Consider the following 23840-nt stretch of genomic DNA (forward strand, 5'->3'; position numbering starts at 1 on the left):
TTTAACCTGCTCTAGGCTTTAGCACTCATAAACTGGGCGACATAGTCGTCAGCTGGATTGTGGCGTAACTCATGCGGTGTGCCCGTTTGTACTAAGCGCCCACCATTTAAGATACTGATACGTTGACCGACTTTTACCGCTTCATCGATATCATGCGTGATGAAGACAATGGTTTTATTCAACCGCTCTTGTAGCTCAAGCAGCTGATCTTGCAATTGAGCACGGATCAGTGGATCAAGTGCAGAAAACGCCTCATCCATCAGCAAAATAGGATTGTCCGTTGCCAGTGCGCGCGCAAGCCCAACACGCTGCTGCATACCACCTGACAACTCATCAGGATAACTGTGTTCCAAATTTTGCAAGCCCACTTCATTAAGCCAGTGCCGGGCAACCTCATGGCGCTCACTGACACTCATTTTACGGACGCGCAAACCATAAGCGACGTTTTGCATGACGGTCATATGAGGCACCAAGCCAAAATGCTGAAACACCATGCTAACGGTTTGCTGGCGATAGTGTTGTAGTCCTTTATCGTCAAGCTCTAACACATTGATCGCAGAAGATGATTTTTCAGATCCTACTGGGTCTTTATTGAGGTCAGCAGTCGTTGTAGTTGGCTGCATATTGGCAGTATTTTTTGTATTGGTATTTTTTGCATTGATAGAGGTGTCTACCCATATTTTGCCGCTGGTTGGATCAATTAAGCGGTTGATATGGCGTATCAATGTTGACTTACCAGAGCCTGACAAACCCATAATACAATGCAGCTCGCCCGCTTTAACATTTAGATTAATATCATATAGCCCAACCGAATAGCCAGTTTGCTCTTTCACCTTAATGCTGTCCATACCCTCAGCCAGTAACGTCAGTGCAGACTGCGCTTGCGTACTATTGGCATTATAAATCTTACTGATATTCTCTAATTGAATATGGTTCATCATGGTCATGGTTCTCGCTATTGGTATTTATTATTGTCGTTGTTATGGTTTTCGTTATTGTCATTTTCACTGTTTGTTGCGCTCATCTTTAACGGGTCATGTGCACCTTAACGCCAAGCAAACTCCTAACCAATCGGACGTTTGCCCCCTTCAATGGTTTTTTGACGCGCCCGCTTACCTTGACCAAAAGCTTGCGTGATACGGTCAATAATAATAGCAACGATGACAATGGCGGTCCCTGCTTGTAAGCCTTGACCGATATTAAGCGTTTGGATAGATTGTAAGACGTCTTCGCCAAGACCTGGAGCACCAATCATGGAAGCCAGTACTACCATAGCAAGCGACATCATTACTGCTTGGTTAATCCCTGCCATGATACTAGGCAGTGCTTGTGGTAACTTAATCCAGACGAGCAGCTGTAAATGAGTGCTACCGAACGAGCGTCCTGCCTCGACCATCTCATGATTAACTTGGGTAATACCCAATGTCGTTAGACGTATGAGTGGCGGCAGTGCATAAATGACTGTGGCAAATAACGCCGGTACTTTACCAATCCCAAACAACATAAGTACTGGAATAAGATAAACAAAGCTTGGCATGGTCTGCATCACATCTAGTATAGGAGTCACGATCTTACGAAGTATCTTGCTACCTGACATAGCAATGCCAATAGGGATACCAATCACTACCGTAACCAGTACTGATACAATTAGTAGCGCTAAGGTATCAATGAGTGCGCCCCATAGACCAAAAGCACCAATCAAAAATAAACCTGCGCCGCAGGCTAGTGCAAACCATATTTTGCGGACACCAAACCACCCCAGTATCGTCACGAGCGCGATAATGATCCATGGTGGAATGACGGTCAACAAACGCTCAATGGGTAACAGTAAATAGGTTAAGGCCATCGTGCTGATGGTACGAAACACTTCACCGTAATTTTGGACGACGTTTGCTAAAGTATTATTCAGCGGAGTCTCAAGTGACCAGGACGGGAAGCTTGATGCTAAGCCTAATTTATTATTACTGTCTGAGCTGTTATTAACAACATCAGTATTAGTAACAGCTGCGCCTGTTAAGCTTATACCTAACTTAGCAGCTAAACGATTAGCTGCTTCATCAGACAACCACTCTTGCCACACATTTGGGTTATCACGTAAAAACGCTAACGCTTGCTCATCTCCACTACGCTTAGTCTCACTCATCTCTAAGATAGCGCCATTGAGCTTATCAGAGGTGAATTGAACCTTTTTAAAGACATCAGCGAGCTCAGGATTAGACTCTATAAAAGGCGTGGATACTGCAATCCCTAAAGGAGATACAGGAAAACCAGACACACAGTCAGCGGTGCCATCAGCTCGTAGCAGATCTTGCCAGCAAGCATCATCATGGGCTGGGAACTCTAATGGCGCAAAGTCATATTTCGCCATCAAGCCCGTAGGCTGCCAGTAGTAAAATAGTAGCGGTTTGTGCTGCTCAAACGCAGAAGCAATCTCGGCATCAAGGGCGGCCCCAGTACCAGGATGGGCGTTGTTAAAAGTACTGTCTAAACCAGTATTTTTAAGCAGACGAGTATTAAAAACCTCGCATGCCCAGCCAGATGGGCAGTTCATAAAACGTGACTTACCAGGCTCTTCAGGGTCTGGAAATAACTTTGCATATCTAGGCAAATCTTGATAACTGCGTAAACCTGGGTTTTCTTCTAGGACATATTTGGGTACATACCACCCTTGAGTTGCGCCGCCCTTGAGCGTATCGCCAATGACTGCCACTTTATTCTGCTCAATGGCTTGTTCCATAATCGGCGAGCGACCAACCCATTGCTCACCAATGACTTGAATATCGTCCTGTGACAATGCCGTCTCAAGCGCAGGACCTGCTCCTGGCACTTCTTCGATCGTACAGTCATAGCCATCTTCAGCGATGTACTTGAGCACACCAGAGATAAACTGACCACTCTCCCAGGTCAGCGCGCCAAATTTGATAGGTGATTGGCAGGCTGCTGACGCCGATATTGGCAGTAACAACGCGCTCATACAAAGTAAACTTAACGCAATCCATTGGCGCATGTTATGTCCTATTTATTGTTATTTTAGCCAGTCATTATCAATATTAAAGTTTATTGCTAACCAGAAATATAAATTTACCACAACTACCATCTAGTAATATTACGAAGTGTAGCGATTTATAGTAGTGATGACAAACGCTTATTTTTCAAACACTAATGCCTATACTCAGTCTATTGTGTATAAGATATTAAATACTACGAAACCAAATAACATCACAGATAATTTCAACTGTATTCTTAAAACCGACTATATTTCAAATAAAAAATAGCGCCTATGTTCATAGACGCTATGGTGAGTTCAGTATAAAAACGATACTTTGAATAACTAAACTTAAATATTAACTACTTTAACAGCAGTGCCATACCTTTTTTAAACAGCTCACCATAAGGCGGCAACAACAAATTTATACCATTAAGTTTTGATTGTACAAAGACAGGCTTCATATGACTTAAGCGCTCAAACCCTGCCTTACCATGATAAGCACCCATACCTGAGTGACCTACTCCGCCAAATGGCATATCATGCTGGGCCACATGCAAGATAACCTCGTTGATACAAACTCCGCCCGACACCGTATGCGTGCGTACTTTATCAATATCGTAATCATCGTTACCGAACACGTATAATGCCAATGGACGAGGTCGCTCGTTGATAAATCGAATGGCATCATCAAGCGTCTCATAGTCCATTAACGGCAGAATCGGTGCAAAAATCTCCTCTTGCATCACATCACTGTCTGTTTCAGGATCAGTCACGACAACCGGAGGCATTAGGCGTGTCTCGGGACTTGCATTGACCTCGGTAAGCGGTTGCACACGATCTGCGGGCAGTTTTTGTAGATAACCGGCTACACGCTTAAACTGGTCGTCATTGATAATATGACTATAGTCTTGATTGTTACCGATATTAGGATAATGCTTTTGCATCCACTCTTTTGCTAAGCTGATAAAGCGCTCGTGATATCGACGTTGAATAAGAACATAATCAGGTGCGATACAAGTTTGACCGGCGTTGAGGGTCTTACCCATCATGACGCGATTGACTGCGTTCTCTAAGTTCACATCATCGAGTACGATGACTGGCGATTTACCGCCCAGCTCAAGGGTCACTGGCGTTAGGTTTGGTGCTGCTGCTGCCATCACCTTTTTACCAACCGCAGTAGAGCCAGTATAAAGCAGATGATCAAACGGTAGCTTACTAAAGGCTTCAGCAATATCGACTTCGCCCAGTACCACACAGACCATATCTGATGAAAAATAATGCGCGACTGCTTTAGCGAATGCCTCAGCAAATTTTGGTGCAGCCTCACTCATTTTAACCATTACTCGATTGCCAGCAGTCAAGGCGTCAATCATCGGCCCTATCGCCAAATATAATGGGTAATTCCATGGCACCATGATACCGACCACGCCTAAGGGCTGCGGCTGAATCTCGTTATGCGCAGGCATATATAAAGCTGATATGGATGCGCGGCGGGTTTTCATCCAAGCTTTACCATGTTTTTTGGCGTGACTAATACCCGTAAAGCTAGGGAATAGCTCTGCAAACTGAGTCTCTGACTCGCTACGATAGCCAAAATCTGCACTAATAGCCTTGGCTAAGGTTGTTTGATTATCGCTCAATAGCGCTTCTAGATTGTCTAACTGACTCTCACGCGTGCTCCAATCAGTAATAGGCTGATGACGGCTTAGGGTTTGCATGCGCGAAAAGTTTGCTTGTAATTGCGCTATCGTCGTGATAATACTCAGCGGCTTTTGAGAGTCAATTGTCGTTTGATTATCTATCGCTTCGCTGTTTATAGTTTGGTCATTATCTGTCATGTTGCTTCCTTGTCATACATGCTAAAGTGAAAGCACTCTAGCCAGTTGCTACTTAATGTAGCGTATCGAGTGAGGAATGAAAAGGTTGATTCACATACTGATAGGTTTGCATCAGCTGCCTTTTAAAGCAGTACTTGGCTACATTGACCTATTTATAAAATAAGCTGTCATCTACAGACTGGGTGATAATAGCAAAAACTGCTAAACTCGTTGTTATCTTTAACTATGTAGTATTATTCTCTCTTAAACAAATTATAAATACGACACATTGTACCTACCACAATAAGAAGCTGACCCTCATGCCAAAGCCCACACTAAAAACTATGCAAACAACCTCACAAGAAACATTGCAACAGGCGACACAAATTAGCGATATGCTTGTCAGTAAGTCGTTATCTTCTGCAGACTATAATGCAACTCATAATGCGATGCTTGAGCGCACACTTGAGCGCATTGCTTTAAAAAAAGAGCAAAGCTTACGTACGCCTGATGAATTATGGATAGTCGATCATAATGATGTCTATACCCTAGGTCAGGCAGGTAAAGAAGAGCACATATTACAGCATACAGACACGCCTATTATTAAGACCGATCGCGGTGGACAAGTCACGTGGCATGGCCATGGACAACTGGTTGTATATTGGCTATTTGACTTACACAGTCTTGGCTGGAGTGTCCGAAATCTAGTATCACATGCCGAACAAGCGATAGAAGATGTCGTCAACGACTGTCTAAAGAGTCTATCGCCATTTGACAGTAACGATATGAGTAGCACCATTAGTGCCCATTCGCGCCGTGATGCGCCAGGTGTCTATTTATATGCCAACATGTCTCATACATCCAATGACGATACTGAGGGTAATAGCGATATAGATAAACAATCTGTCTCATCAGTAGAAGACACGATCATGATCGGTAAAATTGCCTCATTAGGCTTCAAGATTAAACATGGCTTTAGCTATCATGGTATTGCGCTTAATTTAGATTGCGATTTGTCAGCATTTAATGCGATTAACCCTTGCGGTTATGCTGGCATGCAGATGCTACGATTGGCTGATTTTGTAGCAATGAGCAAGCAACAGAATCAGCAAATAAACGAAGTATTAAGTTATGAGCAAATTACCCAAAAGCTCATCGATAACATTGCTAAACGTCATGCAGGCCTGATTGAATTACGTCCAATCGCCTCCTATAAATAGCAGCTAAACTTAACGTCTTGTGTTAATCGTCTTTTGCCAATTTGTAGTATTGAGTCTTATTCTGCATAATATCGTGCCTTCTTAGACTTAAGCTTAATGAGAAAATTTAAGTCAAACTTGCTATACTCGCAGGCGGCACAAATGAGGCGCAGCGATACACATCCTACGCCCCATATCATCCCTTAAACATTTTTAACCAATCAAGCATTTATAACAAAAGCAAATAGGAGTATTTTATGGCAGATTTCAATAAAATCTTAGACGCAGGCGATGTTGATGGCGGCATTATTAATGTCGTAGTCGAAATCCCAACTGGCAGCAGTCACAAAATCGAGTGGAATCGCGAATTGGCTGTGTTCGAGCTTGATCGTATTGATCCACAAATTTTTGCCAAACCTTGCAACTATGGTTTTATCCCGCAAACCCTTGATGAAGATGGCGATGAGCTTGACGCGCTAATCATTACTGAGCAACCACTAACGACTGGTATTTTCTTAAAAGCCAAAGTTATCGGCGTGATGAAGTTCGTTGATGATGGCGAAGTGGATGACAAAATCGTCGTCGTACCAGCTGATGATCGCAACAACGACAACGCTTATAACAGCCTAGAAGATCTGCCAGAGCAGCTCATCAAGCAATTACACTTCCACTTTAGCCACTATAAAGACCTTAAAAAAGCAGGTACGACCGTGGTCGAATCATGGGGTGATGTCGCGGAAGCGAAAGAAGTCATTAAAGAGTCTATCCAGCGTTGGAAAGATATGTAAATTGTCGTTTTAGATAACCAATAAGTAGCATTTAAAATACCGCCATCATCTTTATGACGGCGGTATTTTTTTGTGTAAATCTAGGTCATATTGAAAAACTATCAAGTTGTAAAGGGTTTGCCTTACTCGTCATACCAATATAAAAAAGAGACAGTGAGATTGAGATAAATGTTGCGCAGCCTTTGTCAGCCTAGACACAGCACGTAAGAAAATTTTCCCAGTCGCGTGTCGTCATATAGTGTATCTATTTAATTTAGTGTCAACTGTACCATCCAACAATAATTTTATAGAGACAACATTGTTATAATATGCGCTATTCTTGGTAAGTGCTCTAATGTCATTAAATAGTAAGGATTATCATGTTTAACTCCGACTCAAACTCAAAACCTGTCAGTGCAAAGCTACCCAAGTCTATTGGTATGATGGTTGAAAAAGGCAATCTAGCAATGGCAATCAAGACATTGGCTCAAGATGAAAATATCAGCATGGACGCAGCAAAATTACGTATTGACGCCTATGAGACCGAGATTAAGAATAAACAACATCAAAACCTGACGACGATTGCTAACAAACAAGGCATTCCAAATGAGGCCTTGAGTTTTGATAGAGAGCCAGAAGTAGAAACCCAGCCTGAAACGCTTGTCAAGCACCGTGTCAAGACCACCCAATCTGAGCAAGGTTTTAAAAGCTTACAAAGAGGCGTCGATAGTAAATTGGACGATATTGGTTACAAAAAACCGCTTGTTCCCTACTGGGCTAAGAGGCTGTTGGTGATTGCAGCTATCATGGCAGGAATGTTTTGGATATTGTGGCGGGTCTTTGGTTAACTAATTTTTTATTTCACTAAGTGCTTTTGATAATAAGGATATATTGTGATAGAAATGCTAGCTCATTATATCGATTTGGTTGCCAAGGTAGTTGAAACCATTGGTGTACTTATTATGTTTTTCGGTTTGTTCTTCGCGTTTTATCGCGGCATTCGATTATCTAACGGCTTCAATCATGATACCTATGTCGAGATCAGACAGACCGTTGGTAAGTCTATTTTATTAGGCTTAGAGGTGCTTATCGCTGCCGACATTATGGCAACCGTGGTCACAGAGCCGACGTTACGCGGCGTTTTGGTATTGGGTTTTATCGTACTCATTCGAACTTTTTTGAGCTTATCACTACAAGTTGAGCTAGAAGGACGCTTCCCGTGGCAAAAAGAAAAATCACCGCAGGGGACACAGCGTGTGAATCAAAAACTTTATAATGAAAATTCTGATAATCTAAATCCAAGCGCAGATTTAGACCCTTAAGCTCAAACTCAAAATGCGGGTTATAAATAATACTTTTGGTATGACATTTATTTAAGTTATTCGTGCGTTTGCAAAAAATCTTCGACCACGCGAAACTGTCCAGCGGTACTTTCTTCGCCATACATTGCTTGGCGAAAAGCATTAGAGTTAGGGATGCCAGTGGTGTACCAAGCGATGTGCTTACGGGCAATACGGCAACCTGAGTATTCACCATAAAAATCATATAACTCTTGTAGATGGGCCAGTACGATGTCTTTTATCTCGCTAACACTTGGCGCATCAAGGCTCTCGCCAGTACGTAAAAAATGCTCAATATCCCGAAATAACCATGGTTGTCCTTGGGCAGCCCGTCCTATCATCACCGCATCACATCCTGTCATCTCATAGACCTGTTGGGCTTTTTGCGCGCTATCGATATCGCCATTGGCAATGACAGGAATACTGATACTCTCTTTGACTTCTCGTATCAGCTCATAACGTGCGGTGCCCGTATACATGTCCTCACGCGTGCGTCCGTGAATAGCAATCGCTGCTATCCCCGCTTGCTCAGCTCGCTTGGCCACCCGCAAGATATTTTCCCGTCCATTCTCAAAACCTAAACGCGTCTTTAGTGTCACCGGTGCATTGACTGCATTAACAGTAACATCAAGTAAGCGTGCAACCAAATCTTCGTCTTGCAGCAATGCAGAACCTGCCAGCTTGCGACAGACTTTTTTGGCAGGGCAGCCCATATTAATATCAATAATCTGCGCGCCATTATCAATCTGATAACGCGCCGCCTCGGCAAGTTTATCCGGCTCAGCTCCTGCTATTTGTGCAGAAATTGGTGCTATCTCATTATCGAAATTGGCCCGATAGAGAGATTTTTTGCGCGCATAAAGCGCCGTATCAGCGATAATCATCTCACTAACCGCATGCCCTGCCCCAAAGGATTTGCATAATCTACGAAAAGGATTGTCTGTCACGCCTGCCATTGGTGCGACCATCAGACGATTTTCAATCGACAAACCGCCAATATTAAGCGGCTGCAACAATGGATGATCGCTGGCAGATTGTACGACCGATTCAGAATGAGCTGGATTATTTATAGGCATAAAAAACGGCTTGATTTGCATAGAAAACAAGCCGTTATTCTAAGGGTTCTTGATTTTAATGCAAGCCATTCAGGTGAATAACTTGCAACAACTCATACTCAGTTTTAATAATGAAACCAGCTATTTATCAAACATACTACTTATCAAACACACTGCCCTGCTCTAGCGTAATATCGTCGTCATGCTCCTGCATACGCCATGGCAGACTGTTCGGCGACTCTTCTAAGAAGTACAGATATTTTTCAAACTGATCGATGATATCGTTAATCACTGACTCTGATTGATAACCGTACAAGTCATAAACCTGACCACCGCGGCGCAAGTGGACCTTGGCACGGTAATAGTGATCTTGCGATATCTCACTGCTGACCCTGTCCTTATAGTAAACAGGTATGTCTTGGTGCGTCAACCGCACTTCATACCAAAACTCCACATCATCGCCATACTGTAGTTCTAATACCGCCCGGTTATTGGTGTCATCATAGTTCACTTCAGGATGCCAACCCGTTTCCTTAAACTTCTCCGCTACCTCCTTCATTGATGACATGACCGTCCCTTTAATATAGCCCAAAACATCTTCACGGCTGGGTTGCTCAGTGATGTAATCAATCCGATTGCGCCATGATTCAAGCTTAAGCAGATGCGGCGGCAAACGGTTTTCATTTGCCAAGCTTTCATCACGGTGACCTTCAATGCGCAGCGCCCGCCACATACCAAACATTGCAATCAAGATAATCATTGTAAACGGTAAGGCACTGACGATGGCTGCCGTTTGCAGAGCTTGTAGCCCACCTGCCAGTAGCAGTACCGAGGCGACAATACCCAATATCACCACCCAAAACGTGCGCTGCCATGCTGGCGTGTCGCTACGCCCTCCTGCAGCTAGCGAGTCAATCACCAACGATCCAGAGTCAGAAGAAGTGATAAAAAAGGTAATAATAAGTACAACCGCTAGAGCAGATACCACTTGAGTAAATGGTAGGTTTTCAAGCAGCTTAAATAGAGCGATAGCTTGGTTGTCCTGTACTTCACTAATGAGGGACTCATAGCCTTGTACCATAATCATATTTAGCGCCGTATCACCAAACACGGCAAACCAAAAGAAAGTAAAGATAGTCGGTACTAGCATTATACCGGCGATAAACTCACGAATAGTACGCCCGCGGCTAATCTTGGCAATAAAGATACCGACAAACGGTGACCATGAAATCGTCCAGGCAAAGATAAACAACGTCCAACTGGTGATCCAATCGCCTTGCTGATAGGCTTGCAAACTAAAGGTACGTTCAACGATATTGCCCAGATAGCTGCCTGTGTTCTCCATAAAGGCATTTAGAATAAACACTGAAGGACCGACGATAAATACAAACAGCATGAGGGAGGTCGCGAGTGTCATATTTAAGATAGACAGGCGTTTGACGCCCTTATCCATACCTGCCAACACTGATATCAGTGCCAAGCCTGTTATTACGGTGATTGCAATAACCTGTACGGTGGAATTAACTGGAATACTCGGCACCAAGTAGTTCAAGCCGGTGTTAATTTGCGAAACAGAGATACCCAAACTGGTTGCTAGGCCAAACAAAGTGCCCAAAATAGCAAATACATCAACCGCATGACCGATGGGGCCATGGATTTTTTCGCCAATTATCGGATACAGCGTCGAGCGCATTGACAAAGGCAAACCATGTCGAAAAGCAAAATAAGCCAAGGTGAGTGCCACCACACCGTTAATGGCCCAAATATGAAAACCCCAATGGAAATAAGCAATTTGCATCGCCTCTTTGGCTGCAGCAATGGTTTGCGGCTCTGATAGCGGCGGCGTGGCAAAGTGAATCACAGGCTCAGCAACACCATAGAACAATAAGGCGATACCGTATCCTGCCGAAAACAGCATAGAGATCCATTCAATAAAATTATATTGCGCTGTACCATGATCAGGACCTAGCTTAATACTGCCATAAGGTGAAAATGCCAAAATCACGATAAACATCAAAAACAGCGCTGTGGCCAGCATATAAAACCAACCAAAAGTCTCGGTGGTAAAGCCCAGCACTTGTGCAAACAAACCACTTGCCAGTTGTGGATTGACCGAAGCACCGATCACCAACAATACCATGACCACAGCAGTCGGTATAAATACCGGCATCAAAATAGTCGAACGAGATAGCTTACTCATAAAAGGTTCTCAAAAATCATAAATTTAAATAGGTGTATGATACGCTTATATAACATCTGTTTTTTTAAAGTATTTATATGTTCTTAGTATGCATAAATAACGCTTGTCGACAATTCATTCATCCATAAGCCTAGTAAGCGATAGTTTATAATAGCGTTAACCATAGCGCTTTTAAATTATAATGAAAAGGACGTTTTCTATAGCAAAAAAGGCAGCCATCTAGCTGCCTTTAGTGACAATCAAATGATTTGATACTTACTTATCAAACACACTACCTTGCTCAAGCGTAATATCATCATCATGCTCTTGCATACGCCAAGGTAAAATGTCTGGCGACACATTGACAAAGTGTAGATATTTCTCAAACTGATCGATGATATCGTTAATCACCGACTCTGATTGATAGCCATACAAATCATAGGTTTGACCACCACGGCGCAGATATACTTCAGCACGGTGGTGATGTTCTTGTGGTAAAGTATTGGCCATATCTTCAGTATAATAATCAGGAATCTCATGCTCGGACAAACGAACCTCGTACCAGAACTCAACGTTATCACCACGTCTTAATTCAAGCACTGCACGATCATTAACCTCATCATAATTCACCTCAGGTAACCAGCCTGTCTCTTCAAACTTTTCTGCAACTTCATGCATTGAAGATAAAACCGTGCCTTTAATATAGTCCAGCACCTTGTCGCGCGTTGGTTGATGGGTTATATAATCAATACGGTCACGCCATGCATCTAGTTTGAGTAAATGCGGTGGCAGATGGTTGTCATTGGCTAAGCTCTCGTTGCGATGCCCCTCGATACGTAGCGCACGCCACATACCAAACGTAGAGATCAATATGATGACCGCAAAAGGTAGCGCGCTGACGATAGCAGCAGTTTGTAGGGCACTCAGACCGCCAGCAATCAGTAGCGCTGCCGCGACTGCACCTTCAGTTACCACCCAAAACGAACGCTGCCACCACGGCGTATCACTGCGTCCACCTGCAGCAAGTGAGTCAATGACCAGCGACCCTGAATCCGATGACGTCACAAAGAAGGTGATAATCAATAGAACCGTTAATGATGAAACTATCTGTGTAAACGGCAAATTCTCTAACAGTTTAAACAATGCTATCGCTTGGTTATTTTGCACCTCCCCAATCAAAGCATCGTAACCATCAACCATAATCATATGTAGCGCGGTATCACCGAATACTGAAAACCAAAAGAATGTAAACAGCGTTGGTACTAGCATCACACCCAGTACAAACTCACGAATGGTACGACCACGACTAATCTTAGCAATAAACAAACCGACAAATGGCGCCCATGCGATCGTCCAAGCAAAGATAAATAACGTCCAACTACCAATCCAATCACTCGACCGATAAGCTTGCAAACTAAAAGTACGCTCAACAATATTGCCCAAATAGCTACCCGTATTTTCCATAAAGGCATTTAAGATAAATACTGATGGACCGACGACAAATACAAATAGCATCAGCGCTGTTGCCAAGACCATGTTTAGGATAGACAACCGTTTAACACCCTTATCCATTCCAGCCAGTACAGAGACGAGCGCCGCTGCCGTAACCAAAGCGATAATAATGACTTGCACTGTCGTGCTTACTGGCACCGTGTTAGGTAATAAGTAATTCAAACCTGCATTGATTTGCGCTACCGATAAACCCAAACTGGTGGCAATACCGAACATCGTGCCTACAATCGCAAACACGTCAACCGTATGCCCAATAGGCCCATGAATTTTGTCACCAATTAATGGATATAACGTTGAGCGCACTGACAATGGCAACCCATGACGAAAAGAGAAATATGCCAATGACAAACCTACCACGCCATATATCGCCCAAATGTGGAATCCCCAATGAAAATAGGCAATCTGCATCGCCTCTTTAGCAGCAGCAATCGTTTGAGGCTCTGAGAGTGGCGGACTGGCAAAATGTAGCACAGGTTCAGCGACACCATAAAATAGCAACGCAATGCCGTAACCTGCTGAAAATAGCATGGCAAACCATTCAAGAAAATTATACTCAGCCTCTGCATGGTCAGGACCCAGCTTAATACCGCCATAAGGCGAAAAGGCTAAAGCAATAATAAACATCAAAAATATAGCGACTGCCAACATATAAAACCAACCGAAAGTATCGGTGGTAAACGCCAGTACTGAACTAAATAACTCGCCAGCAGCTTCTGGATTGATTGCGGTGCCAATTACCAATAGCAGCATTATGGCAGCAGCTGGTACAAATACTGGCAACAAAATAGTGGAGCGAGGTAATTTACTCATAAAAGACATTGTCCTCAAATTAAAGGCACTTTTATCGAACGAAAAACTCATTCGTATAGGTGAAGTAGAACAAACGCGCCCAATAAAACATGTTTTTTACCACACTATCCAATCAAACCCCAGATATAAGCTTATCTTGTAACACTAATTTAACGCTTGTTACATGACTATTACCAAGCAATAAAAAAGGTAGCTTGTCAGCTACCTCTTTATATCTATCCCGGGTTTATTAGGACTTAACGCCTTTATCTGATGTAATTAATTTATATAACCCAAAAAAATAGCACTCTATTAAAAATCTGAAATCGCTGCTGCAAGTTTCTGTGCCATATTAGCAAGCGCTTCGCCATCCGCTTGTTTGGCAGCATGAATACCCAACTCATGTATGTTTCCCGGTATTAGGTGCACATGGTAATGAAACACTGTTTGTCCTGCTTGTGCGCCATTTAGCTGCATCTGAATAATACCTTCACGCGCAAATACCTGACGCTGCGCTTGCATCACCTTTTTAGAAGTCATCAACACAGCTGCTGCATACTCTGGCTCAAGATCTGCCAAATCAATGGCCTTTTGCTTAGGGATGACCAGTACATGACCTTCTGCCTGCGGCATGATGTCCATAAAAGCGAGCGTTTTATCATCTTCGTACACCTTATGGTGCGGAATATCGCTGTTTAACATTTTGGCAAAGATGTTATTGTCATCGTACTTGACTACTTGATTATCTTGACTCATTATATTATTCCTTAAATATTTATTAGCGGTTAATACGTTGTCTTATCTGGTTACCTATTATCTGCCATATATAGTGGACGAAATAGAGCCTGAGTACAAGTTACCTTCTCACTATTATCGTTTATAACAAGGTGTATTTATCAAATATTAAATCGCTATATCGATCGTTTAAACACTTATTTTGTTCGCGATGTATGCGCTTTAAATGTTATATTAAACCTTCACTCTGCCAATGCTAGGTTTATGAATTTGACTACCCTACCTACTCAGTTATCATCCCATTCTAATGCCGATACATTTTCTAACTCTGATAAACTATCATCTGCATCGTCAGATTATGTGGATTCATCAGTAAGTGGTGCCGTCCCAAAAACTATCGCGCCAAATGCCATCATTTTGGCTGACGCTCTAACTGATACAACCATCAGCTGGCGCATTCATAACTGTAAAATTAGTGAAAAAACGCTCACTCAAGATATGCCTTTGGCGTTTTTATATTACTACGACAGTTTAGATGACGCGATCAAACAGACTCATCCGTTAACACCCGCCCTACTTGCTCAGTTTAATACACCTATGACAGCCAGTGAGGCCGCCAAGCTCATCGGTATTGATAAGGCGCTTATCACCAGCCCGTGGCATGTAAAAGTTATTGGCTCGCTGGTTGTGTTTAGCGAAGCGCTGCAATTAGCGGTACGCCTACATTGGACAAATACGGGCAAAGCAACGCAGCAGGTATATACCAAAGACGCAGACGACGCTATGACAGCGGCTTTTAAAGAATGGCAGTTTTTTGGCCGTGTGGATGTACTATATAAAAATGACAAGCAAGATTTGGTCAGTATTGATGAGCAAAGCACAAATGATGAGGCGTTAATCATCATTAATGCTAGTACAGACTATCAACAGCTATTGGCTACTCATGCTTTAACGATTGTCGCTAAGCTAGAAACGGATAAAGCAGAATTGCCTTGGTTTGAAGCAGCCATTCTAGAACGAATCGCCTAAGCATATGACGCCAGTTTTTATGTAAGACATCTTCACATTACCCATGAATTGTTTTTAGTTATTCATATCTAATGGTATGGTAACGTCTTAGTATTATTCACTAGTATTCACTTTGTATAAAAAGCACACTATAAACATCAAAGCTAAAGCTGAGGCTATATTTTTAACGAGTCTCGCCTATTTGTAAGGAATATCATATGGATTATCGCTCAAAAACCTCTACCGGTGGTCGTAATATGGCAGGTGCCCGCGCACTATGGCGCGCCACTGGCATGACTGATGGCGACTTTGGCAAGCCGATTATCGCGATTGCCAACTCATTTACTCAGTTTGTACCTGGACACGTACATTTAAAAGATCTTGGACAAATGGTAGCGCGTGAAATCGAAAAAGCGGGCGGTGTGGCAAAAGAGTTTAATACCATCGCCGTCGATGATGGTATCGCAATGGGTCATAGCGGTATGTTGTATTCGCTGCCAAGTCGTGACCTCATCGCTGACTCGGTAGAGTACATGGTCAATGCTCACTGCGCTGATGCGTTGGTCTGTATCTCTAACTGCGACAAGATCACCCCTGGCATGCTGATGGCTGCCATGCGCCTAAATGTGCCTGTGGTGTTTGTCTCTGGCGGGCCAATGGAAGCGGGTAAAGTTGTCGCTAGTACCGTTGCTCGCAGTCACAATAACGACGGTGGCAGCGACGTACATGCAACTGACAGTAAAGGCAACGCCATTCGTAAGCTTGACCTTGTTGATGCGATGATGGATGCCGCTGATGACACCATTAGCGATGAAGATGTCTTGGCTATTGAAAGCTCAGCGTGCCCAACTTGTGGCTCTTGCTCTGGTATGTTTACTGCCAACTCAATGAACTGTTTGACCGAAGCCTTGGGGTTATCATTGCCTGGCAATGGATCTTTATTAGCAACTCATGCATTACGCCGCGAGTTATTCTTAGAAGCAGGTCGCACGATTGTATCTTTGGCCAAACGCCGCTATGAGCAGGACGATGATTCGGTATTGCCGCGCTCTATTGCGACCAAAGCCGCCTTTGAAAATGCAATGAGCTTAGATATTGCGATGGGCGGCTCGACCAATACTATCTTGCATCTATTGGCTGCGGCAAATGAAGCAGAAGTAGATTTTAAAATGGCAGATATCGACCGTTTGAGTCGCGGTGTCCCTTGTCTCTCTAAAGTCGCTCCTGCTTCGCAAAAATATCATATGGAAGATGTACACCGTGCTGGCGGCGTGATGGCATTACTTGCTGAGCTTGATCGAGCAGGATTACTTACCACCGATATACCGACTATCCATAGCGCCTCCATGAAAGCAGCCATCGATAAATGGGATATCATGAATCCTGATAATACTGAGGCGCGCGCCCGCTACATTGCTGCACCTGGTGGCGTACGTACCACTGAGGCGTTTTCACAGTCAAAAGAATGGCCCAACCTTGACGTCAACCGTGAGTCAGGCTGTATTCGTAGCGTCAAGCATGCCTATTCAGCAGATGGTGGCCTTGCCGTACTCTATGGCAATATCGCTGAGCGTGGCTGCGTGGTCAAAACTGCTGGCGTCGATGAAAGCATCTTAACCTTCACTGGTCGTGCGCGTATTTTTGAATCACAAGATGCAGCCGTAGCAGCTGTGCTTGATGATCAAATCGTAGCGGGTGACGTGGTTATTATCCGCTTCGAAGGTCCAAAAGGGGGTCCTGGCATGCAAGAGATGCTGTATCCAACCACCTATCTTAAATCAAAAGGCTTGGGTAAAGAATGTGCGCTACTCACTGATGGCCGCTTCTCTGGTGGTACATCAGGCTTATCTATCGGTCACGCCAGTCCAGAAGCTGCTGAAGGCGGTGCGATTGGTCTGGTTGAAGAAGGCGATACCATCCATATTGATATTCCAAACCGTACCATCAATATGCAGGTCAGTGATGCAGACCTAGCCGCACGTCGCGCCGCAATGGAAGCACGCGGCCGCGATGCATGGAAGCCTGTGAGTCGTGAGCGTTATGTCACACCTGCCCTACGTGCTTATGCTGCTATGACGACCAGTGCAGACACGGGTGCGATACGAGATGTGAGTCAAGTGGAGCGCTAACTACAGAGCAGCTATCCAAATTTTTGAAACAAACCAGCTTTTATGCTGGTTTTTTTCACCAAAAAACAACGCAGCTGCCGTTTTGATAACGATTTTTTGCGAAACTTATTGCGTTTTTTCGTCACTATAGGTTTTTGATCGCTTTCATAGATTACGTTTATGTTCTACATCTTACAACTTCTACAGATTGCTATTATCAACTTTCCATATTAAATTTTAAAAATATTTTAAATGGACCAAGCGGCATACATAAACCTTATGATTGAAAATTATAATTTATTCTTATTAGTTTGCGGCATCGCTTTTTTATTTGGTGCTGTTTTTCCTATTATATTTAAGCCCCTACCCTTATCTCTACCCATGCTCCAAGTTACTTTTGGCATTGTGATTGGCTATTTATGGCTTTCATTGTCGTTTCTGGACCCCATGGAGCACGGCATTATTATCGAAAAACTCACTGAGATTGTGGTGCTGGTATCACTGGTTGGAGCCGGCATCAAAATTGATACGCCATTGTCTTGGCGACTGTGGCGTCCTACTGTACGATTATTACTTATTACTATGCCTATTGGTATTTTTGCAATGGCTGTCTTAGGCTATTATGCTTTTGGTTTAACCATAGGTGCAGCAATTTTACTAGGGGCCGTGCTGGCGCCTACTGACCCTGTATTGGCATCTAGCATTCAAGTTGGACCGCCTAATACTGGGGGCGAAGACGCGCCACGTTTTACCTTGACATCAGAGGCCGGACTCAATGATGGCTTGGCATTTCCCTTTGTATATCTGGCCATCAAGATCGCTGAAGCTTATAATGAAGGTCAAGGCTTCTCAGGTGAACTACTTTGGTCATGGTTTACACATGACGTATTGTGGAAGATTGGTGCAGGCCTAATAGTCGGCATAGTCGTTGGAAAAGCTTTGGCAAAAGTGGTTTTTTCTAGGCATACTCGTGAAACTACTATCTCGCAAGGTTATGTGGTCATTGCATTGACGCTATTGGCCTATGGCCTAGCTGAATATATACACAGTTATGGTTTTATTGCTGTCTTTATTGCCGCTTTTGCTTTTCGCCGCTCAGAGCATGAACATAGTTACCATGAAAAACTACATGATTTTGCTGAGCAGTCAGAAGGTCTATTGATGTCCTTAGTACTGGTAGCTTTTGGCATACTTATTGGACAAGGGTTGCAATCAGGTGTTGAGCTGACATGGCGAGTCTATATTGTCAGTTTTGCTTTCTTACTACTTATCCGTCCGCTAGGTGGTATTATTGCTCTAACAGGACTGAACCTACCTCGAACAGAAAAATATGCGATATCTGCCCTTGGTATTAGAGGTATTGGTACTTTATATTATTTATCCTATGCGCTTAATCATGGATTTTTTGGTGAAGAGGATGCACTTAAGCTTTGGGTGGTATGCTCTATTGTTATCTTGGCCTCTATCTTCATGCATGGTTTAAGTGCGCCCAAATTATTAAAGATGACCGCCAATAAACCACGCTCATAGTTCAAGTTTGTAACCTCAATTCGTATGCTTAATCTGTATCGATTAAATCTAATACCGCTTCCGTCAGTGCAAACTGGCGGATATCATTTAGCATAGTTACATCAAAATTGTGTATAAAGGCGAAAGACAGCTGTCGATCAGGATCGCACCAAGCGACCGAGCCGTTATAGCCCATGTGTCCAAAACCCGCTTTGGTGTCGGCACAAACGCTAAACAAACGATGATAGCCCAAGCGCCAATGCATATGCGCTGGCATGACCGCATCCATTCCTAATACCTGCGGTTTAGATAATTCAGCAAAGGTAGCTTTATCGATTAGAGTCTGCCCTTGCCAAGTGCCGCCATTGGCTAGCATGGCATAGATAGTGGCTAATGCCTGTGCAGAAGCAACGCCATTGGCTGCTGGAATAACTGCCTGTAGCGTTTGACGATTATAGTAATCTATAGGTTGCTTGCCGGCTGGTATGAGAGCAGCCTTATAGTTCTTTAAATTTAACTGATTTGTATTAAGGTATAGACGGTTGATCTGAGCGGTATCTAGTATAGACAATTCTTCTGTATTTTTGTCATCATTATATTCTTCAACTGTTTGAAATTTGGCTGCATGCTGTTTCCAGCATTGGTAACTTGACAGAGTTGCATAGGTACGTAATGTATGTTCAGAGTCCGGTTTTAATACAGGCTTATTTCGACGAGAACGAAGCTGGGGACGCTCTACACTATCTACACTATGATCTTGCGTTGAAGCCCCAAAATCCTTAACCAATACAGCCACTGTATCTACCTTATCGCTTGACACACCAAAGTAGCAGCTATTAGCAATACCTAGCGGCTCCGTTAGATAATAACGTAACGCTTCGGCCAGCGTCATATCGGTGACCGCTTCTATGACACCTCCTAATATCCAGCCATAAACCAGCGCACTATAAGCACTATCATATCGCGTTGCATCCTCAGGCAAGGTTATGGGCATTGCAGCGACCTTAGCAAGCATACTGTCCCATTCGAGCAAGGTTTCGCTATCAGCATCAATACTATTGATCGAAAACAAATTGGCTTGGTGCGACATTAATAAGCGTAAAGTGATATCAGCTTTGTCATTGGAGGCAAACTTGGGCCAATAGTTGGCAATTGGTCTGTCATAATCAAGTAATTTTTGTGACACTAAGACATGGACCAACGTTGCTAATATGCCTTTGCCCGTTGAAAAATTTAGGGATAAAGTTTCTGGTTGCCAAGAGACATTGGGCTGCGCCATACCGACACTGGCCTGTGCAATACACTGACCATCTTGATAAACGACCAGTGATCCACCTGCTGGGGCATCATCTAGCTGTAAATCGGTCAGTAATTGTTGTAGGCGCTGCTGTGTCTTGGTATTAATACTACCGTTTCGATCATAGCTGTTAGCAGTATCTTGCATTGTCGTTTTACTCACTTATTAATTATCACTTGGTTTTTGATGATAGATAGTTTTACTAGACAATAATAAAAAAGGCCACCCACTGGTCGCCTTCTAAAAACACACTTTTAACCCTACTATCAAATTAACGCGGTACTAGCAATCGATTATGCACCTCTTGCTCAAGACCAGCCAGTCCATGACTACGTCCGCGCTCCATAGCAGTATCCATCTTGCGACCACGTAGCCAGCCAGCACGCAAGGCAATTGCTGCCCCTGCTCTATTCCCAGACCCGCAGTGCAATGCGGTTTTTTTGCCATGATACTGGCGCAGTATATTATCAAACGCTAAGATATTGAGCTGCTTTAAATCTTTGGCACTACTTATAGGTAGCTGTTCGTAATGCATGCCAGCGCGCGTTACCGCCTCTGACTCATCGAAACTAAGCTCATCATCAGGCTGCAAATTAATGACAAGCTCAACCCCTGCAGCTGCTAACGCTTTTACCTTGGACTCATCAAGCGCACCGCAAACGATTGTCTGTTCATCAGGGCGAAAATAAGGCTCAAGTACCTCTGAAAGATTCATACCATTGTCAGCTACCGGGTATTGATTATCGTCTTCATCTGTAAAGGATTGGGCATTTGTATTTAAAATCATAGTCGTATATATATTGGTTAGATATTAAGATTTAATCTGATTTGAGACTATACTGATTAATCTTCTGAAATTAACTTAACAACACCAGCAAGATGCGGCTTGTCGTTTTTGGCGCTGTATAAGCCAAAGTTACAATGATCGTCAGTAGTATCAAGCTTGGCTACCGATTCAGCAATCAGCTCAACCTCAGATGGCAAAAAGATAGGTAACTTGAATGATACTTCAGCAGTATAGGCATCAGGTAATTCGCCCATCATTGCCAAACATTTGGCCTTAGACCACATTCCATGAGCAATAGCTTTAGGAAACCCAAAAGCTCGTGCCGATAAAGGATGTAAATGAATAAGGTTAAAGTCCCCAGATATAAAGGCATAGCGACGTCCGATATCTTCTGGCACCTCAAAGATCGCATGGGTTCCTTCTTCATCGACCATTGGTTTAACCGTTACCGGACGCGGCTTGTTTTTGCTAATTGCATTGCTAGCAGGTTTTTTACCACGAGCCAAATACGTCGAGACCCCTTCCCAAATGACATCATCTTGTGACTTGACCGTAGTCACAAAGTCAAACTGCTGGCCTTGCGCATGATCACGTAAGTTATCGAAAGACACGGACATAGCGATTGTCTCACGCTCGCCAATAGGACGATACTGCGTCACACTATTATCTACATGCACCAGCCCTAACATCGCAAAAGGAAATGGTTCTTTAACCATCATATTCATCTGTAAGGCTTGAGAGAGCACAGAAAAATAAGTAATAGGGATTTTACCATCATCAGCAAAACCGCAAATCTTACGGTAATCTTCTAAATTATCTTGATCGATGTGCAAATCATTCACATAGTAGGTCGCTTGTGGCAGCTCATCTTTGCCAACTTTTGCGTTGTCACCGATAGGCAACAGGCTCTTTATAATATTAGCGTAAGTGGTATGCGCTTTTGGCAACGCATCATAGTGTTTATCTGACATAAATCTATCCTGATTGAGGCTTAAGCGAATTTTTAGCACATCCATTGGCTGTTTAGTCGCTTATTTTGCAACATCTTGGCTCAAAAATACAGAACTAAAAAGTTACTAAATAAGCAAAACTAAAGACAAACATGAAAATATCTATTAAAAACAAAATTTTTATTAACCTTGTCAACCTTGTGGTTTTAACATAAAAAAGCCACCCATAGGCAGCTTTATTACAATAAGTTAGCAAATTTGTCATAAGTAACGATGATTTATACAATAAATCAATAGTAACATCATCAACTTAGTACAGAATTTATATCTATATATTTTATGTATGAAAAATAACAGTTATAAATAAATACTACGCACCCAGCAAGCTTTGACCACAGACACGTACGATATTGCCATTTAAGCCGCCTGATGCAGGAGAAGCAAGCCACGCAATCGTTTCAGCCACATCGACTGGCAATCCACCTTGACTCATCGAATTCATACGGCGACCTGCTTCACGAATCGCAAATGGAATGGCTTCAGTCATCTGAGTCTCAATGAAACCTGGAGCAACCGCATTTATCGTCATGCCTTTGTCATTGTCTGCCAACTGTTTTGCAGTCGCATCGACCAGCCCAATGACACCAGCTTTAGAGGTAGCATAATTGGTCTGACCAAGGTTACCTGCGATACCAGAGATTGAAGACACACATACAATGCGGGCATCTTCTTTTAATACATCATTATCAAGTAAATAACGATTCAATCTAGCGATACTGGCAAGGTTAATATTGATAACCATATCCCACTTTTTTTCATCCATTTTGGCAAGCGTTTTATCACGAGTAACCCCTGCATTATGAATGATAGCATCAAGACCGCCACGCTTTTTGGCAGCTTCAGCGATTTGCTCGCCGGCATCATCATTAGTGATATCAACCATTAAGGTAGATCCACTAATCTCGCTTGCAACCTTTTGTAAGTCAGCTTGTTGCTGTGGTACATCTAGGCAGATGACATGTGCGCCTTCACGAGCCAATACGCGAGCGATCGCCTCACCAATACCGCGACTAGCACCCGTAACCAACATCGTCTTGCCACCCAATGGCTGCGTCCAGTCTACTTCAACCGCATTACCCTTACCGACACGTACGACTTGTCCTGATACATAAGCTGAACGCGCTGAGGTAAAGAAGCGCAATGTTGAATCAAGATTGTTTTCAGAGCCTTCAGCGACGTAGATCAATTGAGCGGTAATGCCCCGTTTGAACTCCTTGCCGACAGACTTCACAAACCCTTCAAGCGCACGCTGGGCTAAAGCGGTCTCTATATCAGTGATTTCTTCAGGTGGACGACCAATAACGACGACGCGACCTGACTTCCCTACGCGGCGAGCCACAAAATGAAAGAACTCATAGACTTGCTTGAGCTCATCTGCATTGCTGATATTGCTGGCATCAAATAATAATACTTTAAAGTTGTCTTCACTGCCTGTATTGGCCTTTGCTTCTACGTTTGCATCAGCAAGGGCATCTTTAATACTGTCTCTGCTATTAACAAACACTTCAGCATGCAATTCTGACAAGATACGCGCGATAGACTTGCTCACACGATTGTCATTACCATCGGCTGAACCAACTAATACACTGCCGCGTACAAGACGTTGTCCGCTCTCAAAACGATCAAGACTTACTGGTAGCGGTAGACCTAAGTTTTTAGCCACTTTTTTACCAATAGAAGATTGAACAAAATCACCATAACGGTCTGACATAAAATACTCCTGTATCTAAAATTAAAAC

At 43.3% G+C, this 23840-nt stretch carries 18 protein-coding genes; 7 read left to right on the top strand and 11 right to left on the bottom strand.

Annotation, left to right across the window (positions count from 1 at the left end; genetic code table 11):
* Nucleotides 1-11 precede the first annotated feature (11 nt).
* The 3 genes from Q0890_RS00375 to Q0890_RS00385 form a co-directional block, all read right to left on the bottom strand.
* A complete protein-coding gene (locus Q0890_RS00375) occupies nt 12-938 on the bottom strand; it encodes an ATP-binding cassette domain-containing protein (protein ID WP_299217951.1) in 927 nt (308 codons plus the stop codon).
* A 125-nt stretch (nt 939-1063) separates the two neighbouring features.
* Nucleotides 1064-3007: a glycine betaine ABC transporter substrate-binding protein gene (locus tag Q0890_RS00380; RefSeq protein WP_299216035.1), complete on the bottom strand. Its 1944-nt coding sequence runs from the start codon at nt 3005-3007 to the stop codon at nt 1064-1066.
* A gap of 341 nt (nt 3008-3348) precedes the next feature.
* Nucleotides 3349-4827, bottom strand: coding sequence for a coniferyl aldehyde dehydrogenase (locus Q0890_RS00385; RefSeq protein WP_299216038.1), 1479 nt, complete (start codon nt 4825-4827; stop codon nt 3349-3351).
* 323 nt (nt 4828-5150) lie between these two features.
* On the opposite strand from Q0890_RS00385, the gene Q0890_RS00390 reads away from it, so the two are divergent.
* The 4 genes from Q0890_RS00390 (at nt 5151) to Q0890_RS00405 (ending at nt 8094) form a co-directional block, all read left to right on the top strand.
* Nucleotides 5151-6026: an octanoyltransferase gene (locus tag Q0890_RS00390; RefSeq protein ID WP_299217953.1), complete on the top strand. Its 876-nt coding sequence runs from the start codon at nt 5151-5153 to the stop codon at nt 6024-6026.
* Nucleotides 6027-6262: 236 nt separating this feature from the next.
* A complete protein-coding gene (locus tag Q0890_RS00395) occupies nt 6263-6793 on the top strand; it encodes an inorganic diphosphatase (RefSeq protein ID WP_299216040.1) in 531 nt (176 codons plus the stop codon).
* Between the two features lie 359 nt (nt 6794-7152).
* Nucleotides 7153-7620, top strand: coding sequence for a hypothetical protein (locus tag Q0890_RS00400; protein ID WP_299216043.1), 468 nt, complete (start codon nt 7153-7155; stop codon nt 7618-7620).
* 54 nt (nt 7621-7674) lie between these two features.
* A complete protein-coding gene (locus Q0890_RS00405) occupies nt 7675-8094 on the top strand; it encodes a DUF1622 domain-containing protein (RefSeq protein WP_299217954.1) in 420 nt (139 codons plus the stop codon).
* A gap of 56 nt (nt 8095-8150) precedes the next feature.
* Here the strand turns inward: Q0890_RS00405 and dusB are convergent, their stop codons facing one another.
* The 4 genes from dusB to Q0890_RS00425 all read right to left on the bottom strand — a co-directional run bounded on the left by dusB (nt 8151) and on the right by Q0890_RS00425 (nt 14403).
* Entirely contained in the window at nt 8151-9188 is a 1038-nt protein-coding gene (dusB, locus tag Q0890_RS00410) for a tRNA dihydrouridine synthase DusB (protein WP_299217956.1), read from the bottom strand.
* 136 nt (nt 9189-9324) lie between these two features.
* Entirely contained in the window at nt 9325-11367 is a 2043-nt protein-coding gene (locus tag Q0890_RS00415) for a BCCT family transporter (RefSeq protein ID WP_299216045.1), read from the bottom strand.
* Nucleotides 11368-11622: 255 nt separating this feature from the next.
* On the bottom strand, nt 11623-13668 hold the full coding sequence (locus Q0890_RS00420) for a BCCT family transporter (protein ID WP_299216048.1): 2046 nt from the start codon (nt 13666-13668) through the stop codon (nt 11623-11625).
* A 291-nt stretch (nt 13669-13959) separates the two neighbouring features.
* Nucleotides 13960-14403: an HIT family protein gene (locus Q0890_RS00425; RefSeq protein WP_299216051.1), complete on the bottom strand. Its 444-nt coding sequence runs from the start codon at nt 14401-14403 to the stop codon at nt 13960-13962.
* Nucleotides 14404-14646: 243 nt separating this feature from the next.
* Between Q0890_RS00425 and Q0890_RS00430 the strand changes: the two genes are divergently transcribed.
* From Q0890_RS00430 to Q0890_RS00440, 3 genes are all read left to right on the top strand, one after another.
* The gene (locus tag Q0890_RS00430; protein ID WP_299216054.1) at nt 14647-15411 is read left to right on the top strand and encodes a hypothetical protein; all 765 of its coding nucleotides are present in this window, start codon (nt 14647-14649) and stop codon (nt 15409-15411) included.
* A 197-nt stretch (nt 15412-15608) separates the two neighbouring features.
* Nucleotides 15609-17519, top strand: coding sequence for a dihydroxy-acid dehydratase (ilvD, locus tag Q0890_RS00435; protein WP_299216057.1), 1911 nt, complete (start codon nt 15609-15611; stop codon nt 17517-17519).
* 258 nt (nt 17520-17777) lie between these two features.
* The gene (locus Q0890_RS00440) at nt 17778-19028 is read left to right on the top strand and encodes a cation:proton antiporter (RefSeq protein ID WP_299216060.1); all 1251 of its coding nucleotides are present in this window, start codon (nt 17778-17780) and stop codon (nt 19026-19028) included.
* A 28-nt stretch (nt 19029-19056) separates the two neighbouring features.
* Here the strand turns inward: Q0890_RS00440 and Q0890_RS00445 are convergent, their stop codons facing one another.
* The 4 genes from Q0890_RS00445 to Q0890_RS00460 all read right to left on the bottom strand — a co-directional run bounded on the left by Q0890_RS00445 (nt 19057) and on the right by Q0890_RS00460 (nt 23812).
* The gene (locus Q0890_RS00445; protein ID WP_299217958.1) at nt 19057-20451 is read right to left on the bottom strand and encodes a serine hydrolase; all 1395 of its coding nucleotides are present in this window, start codon (nt 20449-20451) and stop codon (nt 19057-19059) included.
* A gap of 124 nt (nt 20452-20575) precedes the next feature.
* Nucleotides 20576-21091: a sulfur transferase domain-containing protein gene (locus Q0890_RS00450; RefSeq protein WP_299216063.1), complete on the bottom strand. Its 516-nt coding sequence runs from the start codon at nt 21089-21091 to the stop codon at nt 20576-20578.
* A 56-nt stretch (nt 21092-21147) separates the two neighbouring features.
* Nucleotides 21148-22062: a MaoC/PaaZ C-terminal domain-containing protein gene (locus Q0890_RS00455; RefSeq protein ID WP_299216066.1), complete on the bottom strand. Its 915-nt coding sequence runs from the start codon at nt 22060-22062 to the stop codon at nt 21148-21150.
* A gap of 349 nt (nt 22063-22411) precedes the next feature.
* Nucleotides 22412-23812, bottom strand: a complete 1401-nt coding sequence (locus Q0890_RS00460) for a 3-oxoacyl-ACP reductase (protein WP_299216069.1) — start codon at nt 23810-23812, stop codon at nt 22412-22414.
* Between the last annotated feature and the right edge of the window lie 28 nt (nt 23813-23840).

It is taken from the genome of uncultured Psychrobacter sp. (assembly GCF_947488565.1).
GTDB classification, from domain to species: domain Bacteria; phylum Pseudomonadota; class Gammaproteobacteria; order Pseudomonadales; family Moraxellaceae; genus Psychrobacter; species Psychrobacter saeujeotis.

Bases quoted from the DNA above. Each gene is read 5' to 3' on its own strand.
- Q0890_RS00375 (WP_299217951.1), bottom strand. From the start codon at position 938: ATGAACCATATTCAATTAGAGAATATCAGTAAGATTTATAATGCCAAT.
- Q0890_RS00380 (WP_299216035.1), bottom strand. From the start codon at position 3,007: ATGCGCCAATGGATTGCGTTAAGTTTACTTTGTATGAGCGCGTTGTTA.
- Q0890_RS00385 (WP_299216038.1), bottom strand. From the start codon at position 4,827: ATGACAGATAATGACCAAACTATAAACAGCGAAGCGATAGATAATCAA.
- Q0890_RS00390 (WP_299217953.1), top strand. From the start codon at position 5,151: ATGCAAACAACCTCACAAGAAACATTGCAACAGGCGACACAAATTAGC.
- Q0890_RS00395 (WP_299216040.1), top strand. From the start codon at position 6,263: ATGGCAGATTTCAATAAAATCTTAGACGCAGGCGATGTTGATGGCGGC.
- Q0890_RS00400 (WP_299216043.1), top strand. From the start codon at position 7,153: ATGTTTAACTCCGACTCAAACTCAAAACCTGTCAGTGCAAAGCTACCC.
- Q0890_RS00405 (WP_299217954.1), top strand. From the start codon at position 7,675: ATGCTAGCTCATTATATCGATTTGGTTGCCAAGGTAGTTGAAACCATT.
- dusB (WP_299217956.1), bottom strand. From the start codon at position 9,188: ATGCCTATAAATAATCCAGCTCATTCTGAATCGGTCGTACAATCTGCC.
- Q0890_RS00415 (WP_299216045.1), bottom strand. From the start codon at position 11,367: ATGAGTAAGCTATCTCGTTCGACTATTTTGATGCCGGTATTTATACCG.
- Q0890_RS00420 (WP_299216048.1), bottom strand. From the start codon at position 13,668: ATGAGTAAATTACCTCGCTCCACTATTTTGTTGCCAGTATTTGTACCA.
- Q0890_RS00425 (WP_299216051.1), bottom strand. From the start codon at position 14,403: ATGAGTCAAGATAATCAAGTAGTCAAGTACGATGACAATAACATCTTT.
- Q0890_RS00430 (WP_299216054.1), top strand. From the start codon at position 14,647: ATGAATTTGACTACCCTACCTACTCAGTTATCATCCCATTCTAATGCC.
- ilvD (WP_299216057.1), top strand. From the start codon at position 15,609: ATGGATTATCGCTCAAAAACCTCTACCGGTGGTCGTAATATGGCAGGT.
- Q0890_RS00440 (WP_299216060.1), top strand. From the start codon at position 17,778: ATGATTGAAAATTATAATTTATTCTTATTAGTTTGCGGCATCGCTTTT.
- Q0890_RS00445 (WP_299217958.1), bottom strand. From the start codon at position 20,451: ATGCAAGATACTGCTAACAGCTATGATCGAAACGGTAGTATTAATACC.
- Q0890_RS00450 (WP_299216063.1), bottom strand. From the start codon at position 21,091: ATGATTTTAAATACAAATGCCCAATCCTTTACAGATGAAGACGATAAT.
- Q0890_RS00455 (WP_299216066.1), bottom strand. From the start codon at position 22,062: ATGTCAGATAAACACTATGATGCGTTGCCAAAAGCGCATACCACTTAC.
- Q0890_RS00460 (WP_299216069.1), bottom strand. From the start codon at position 23,812: ATGTCAGACCGTTATGGTGATTTTGTTCAATCTTCTATTGGTAAAAAA.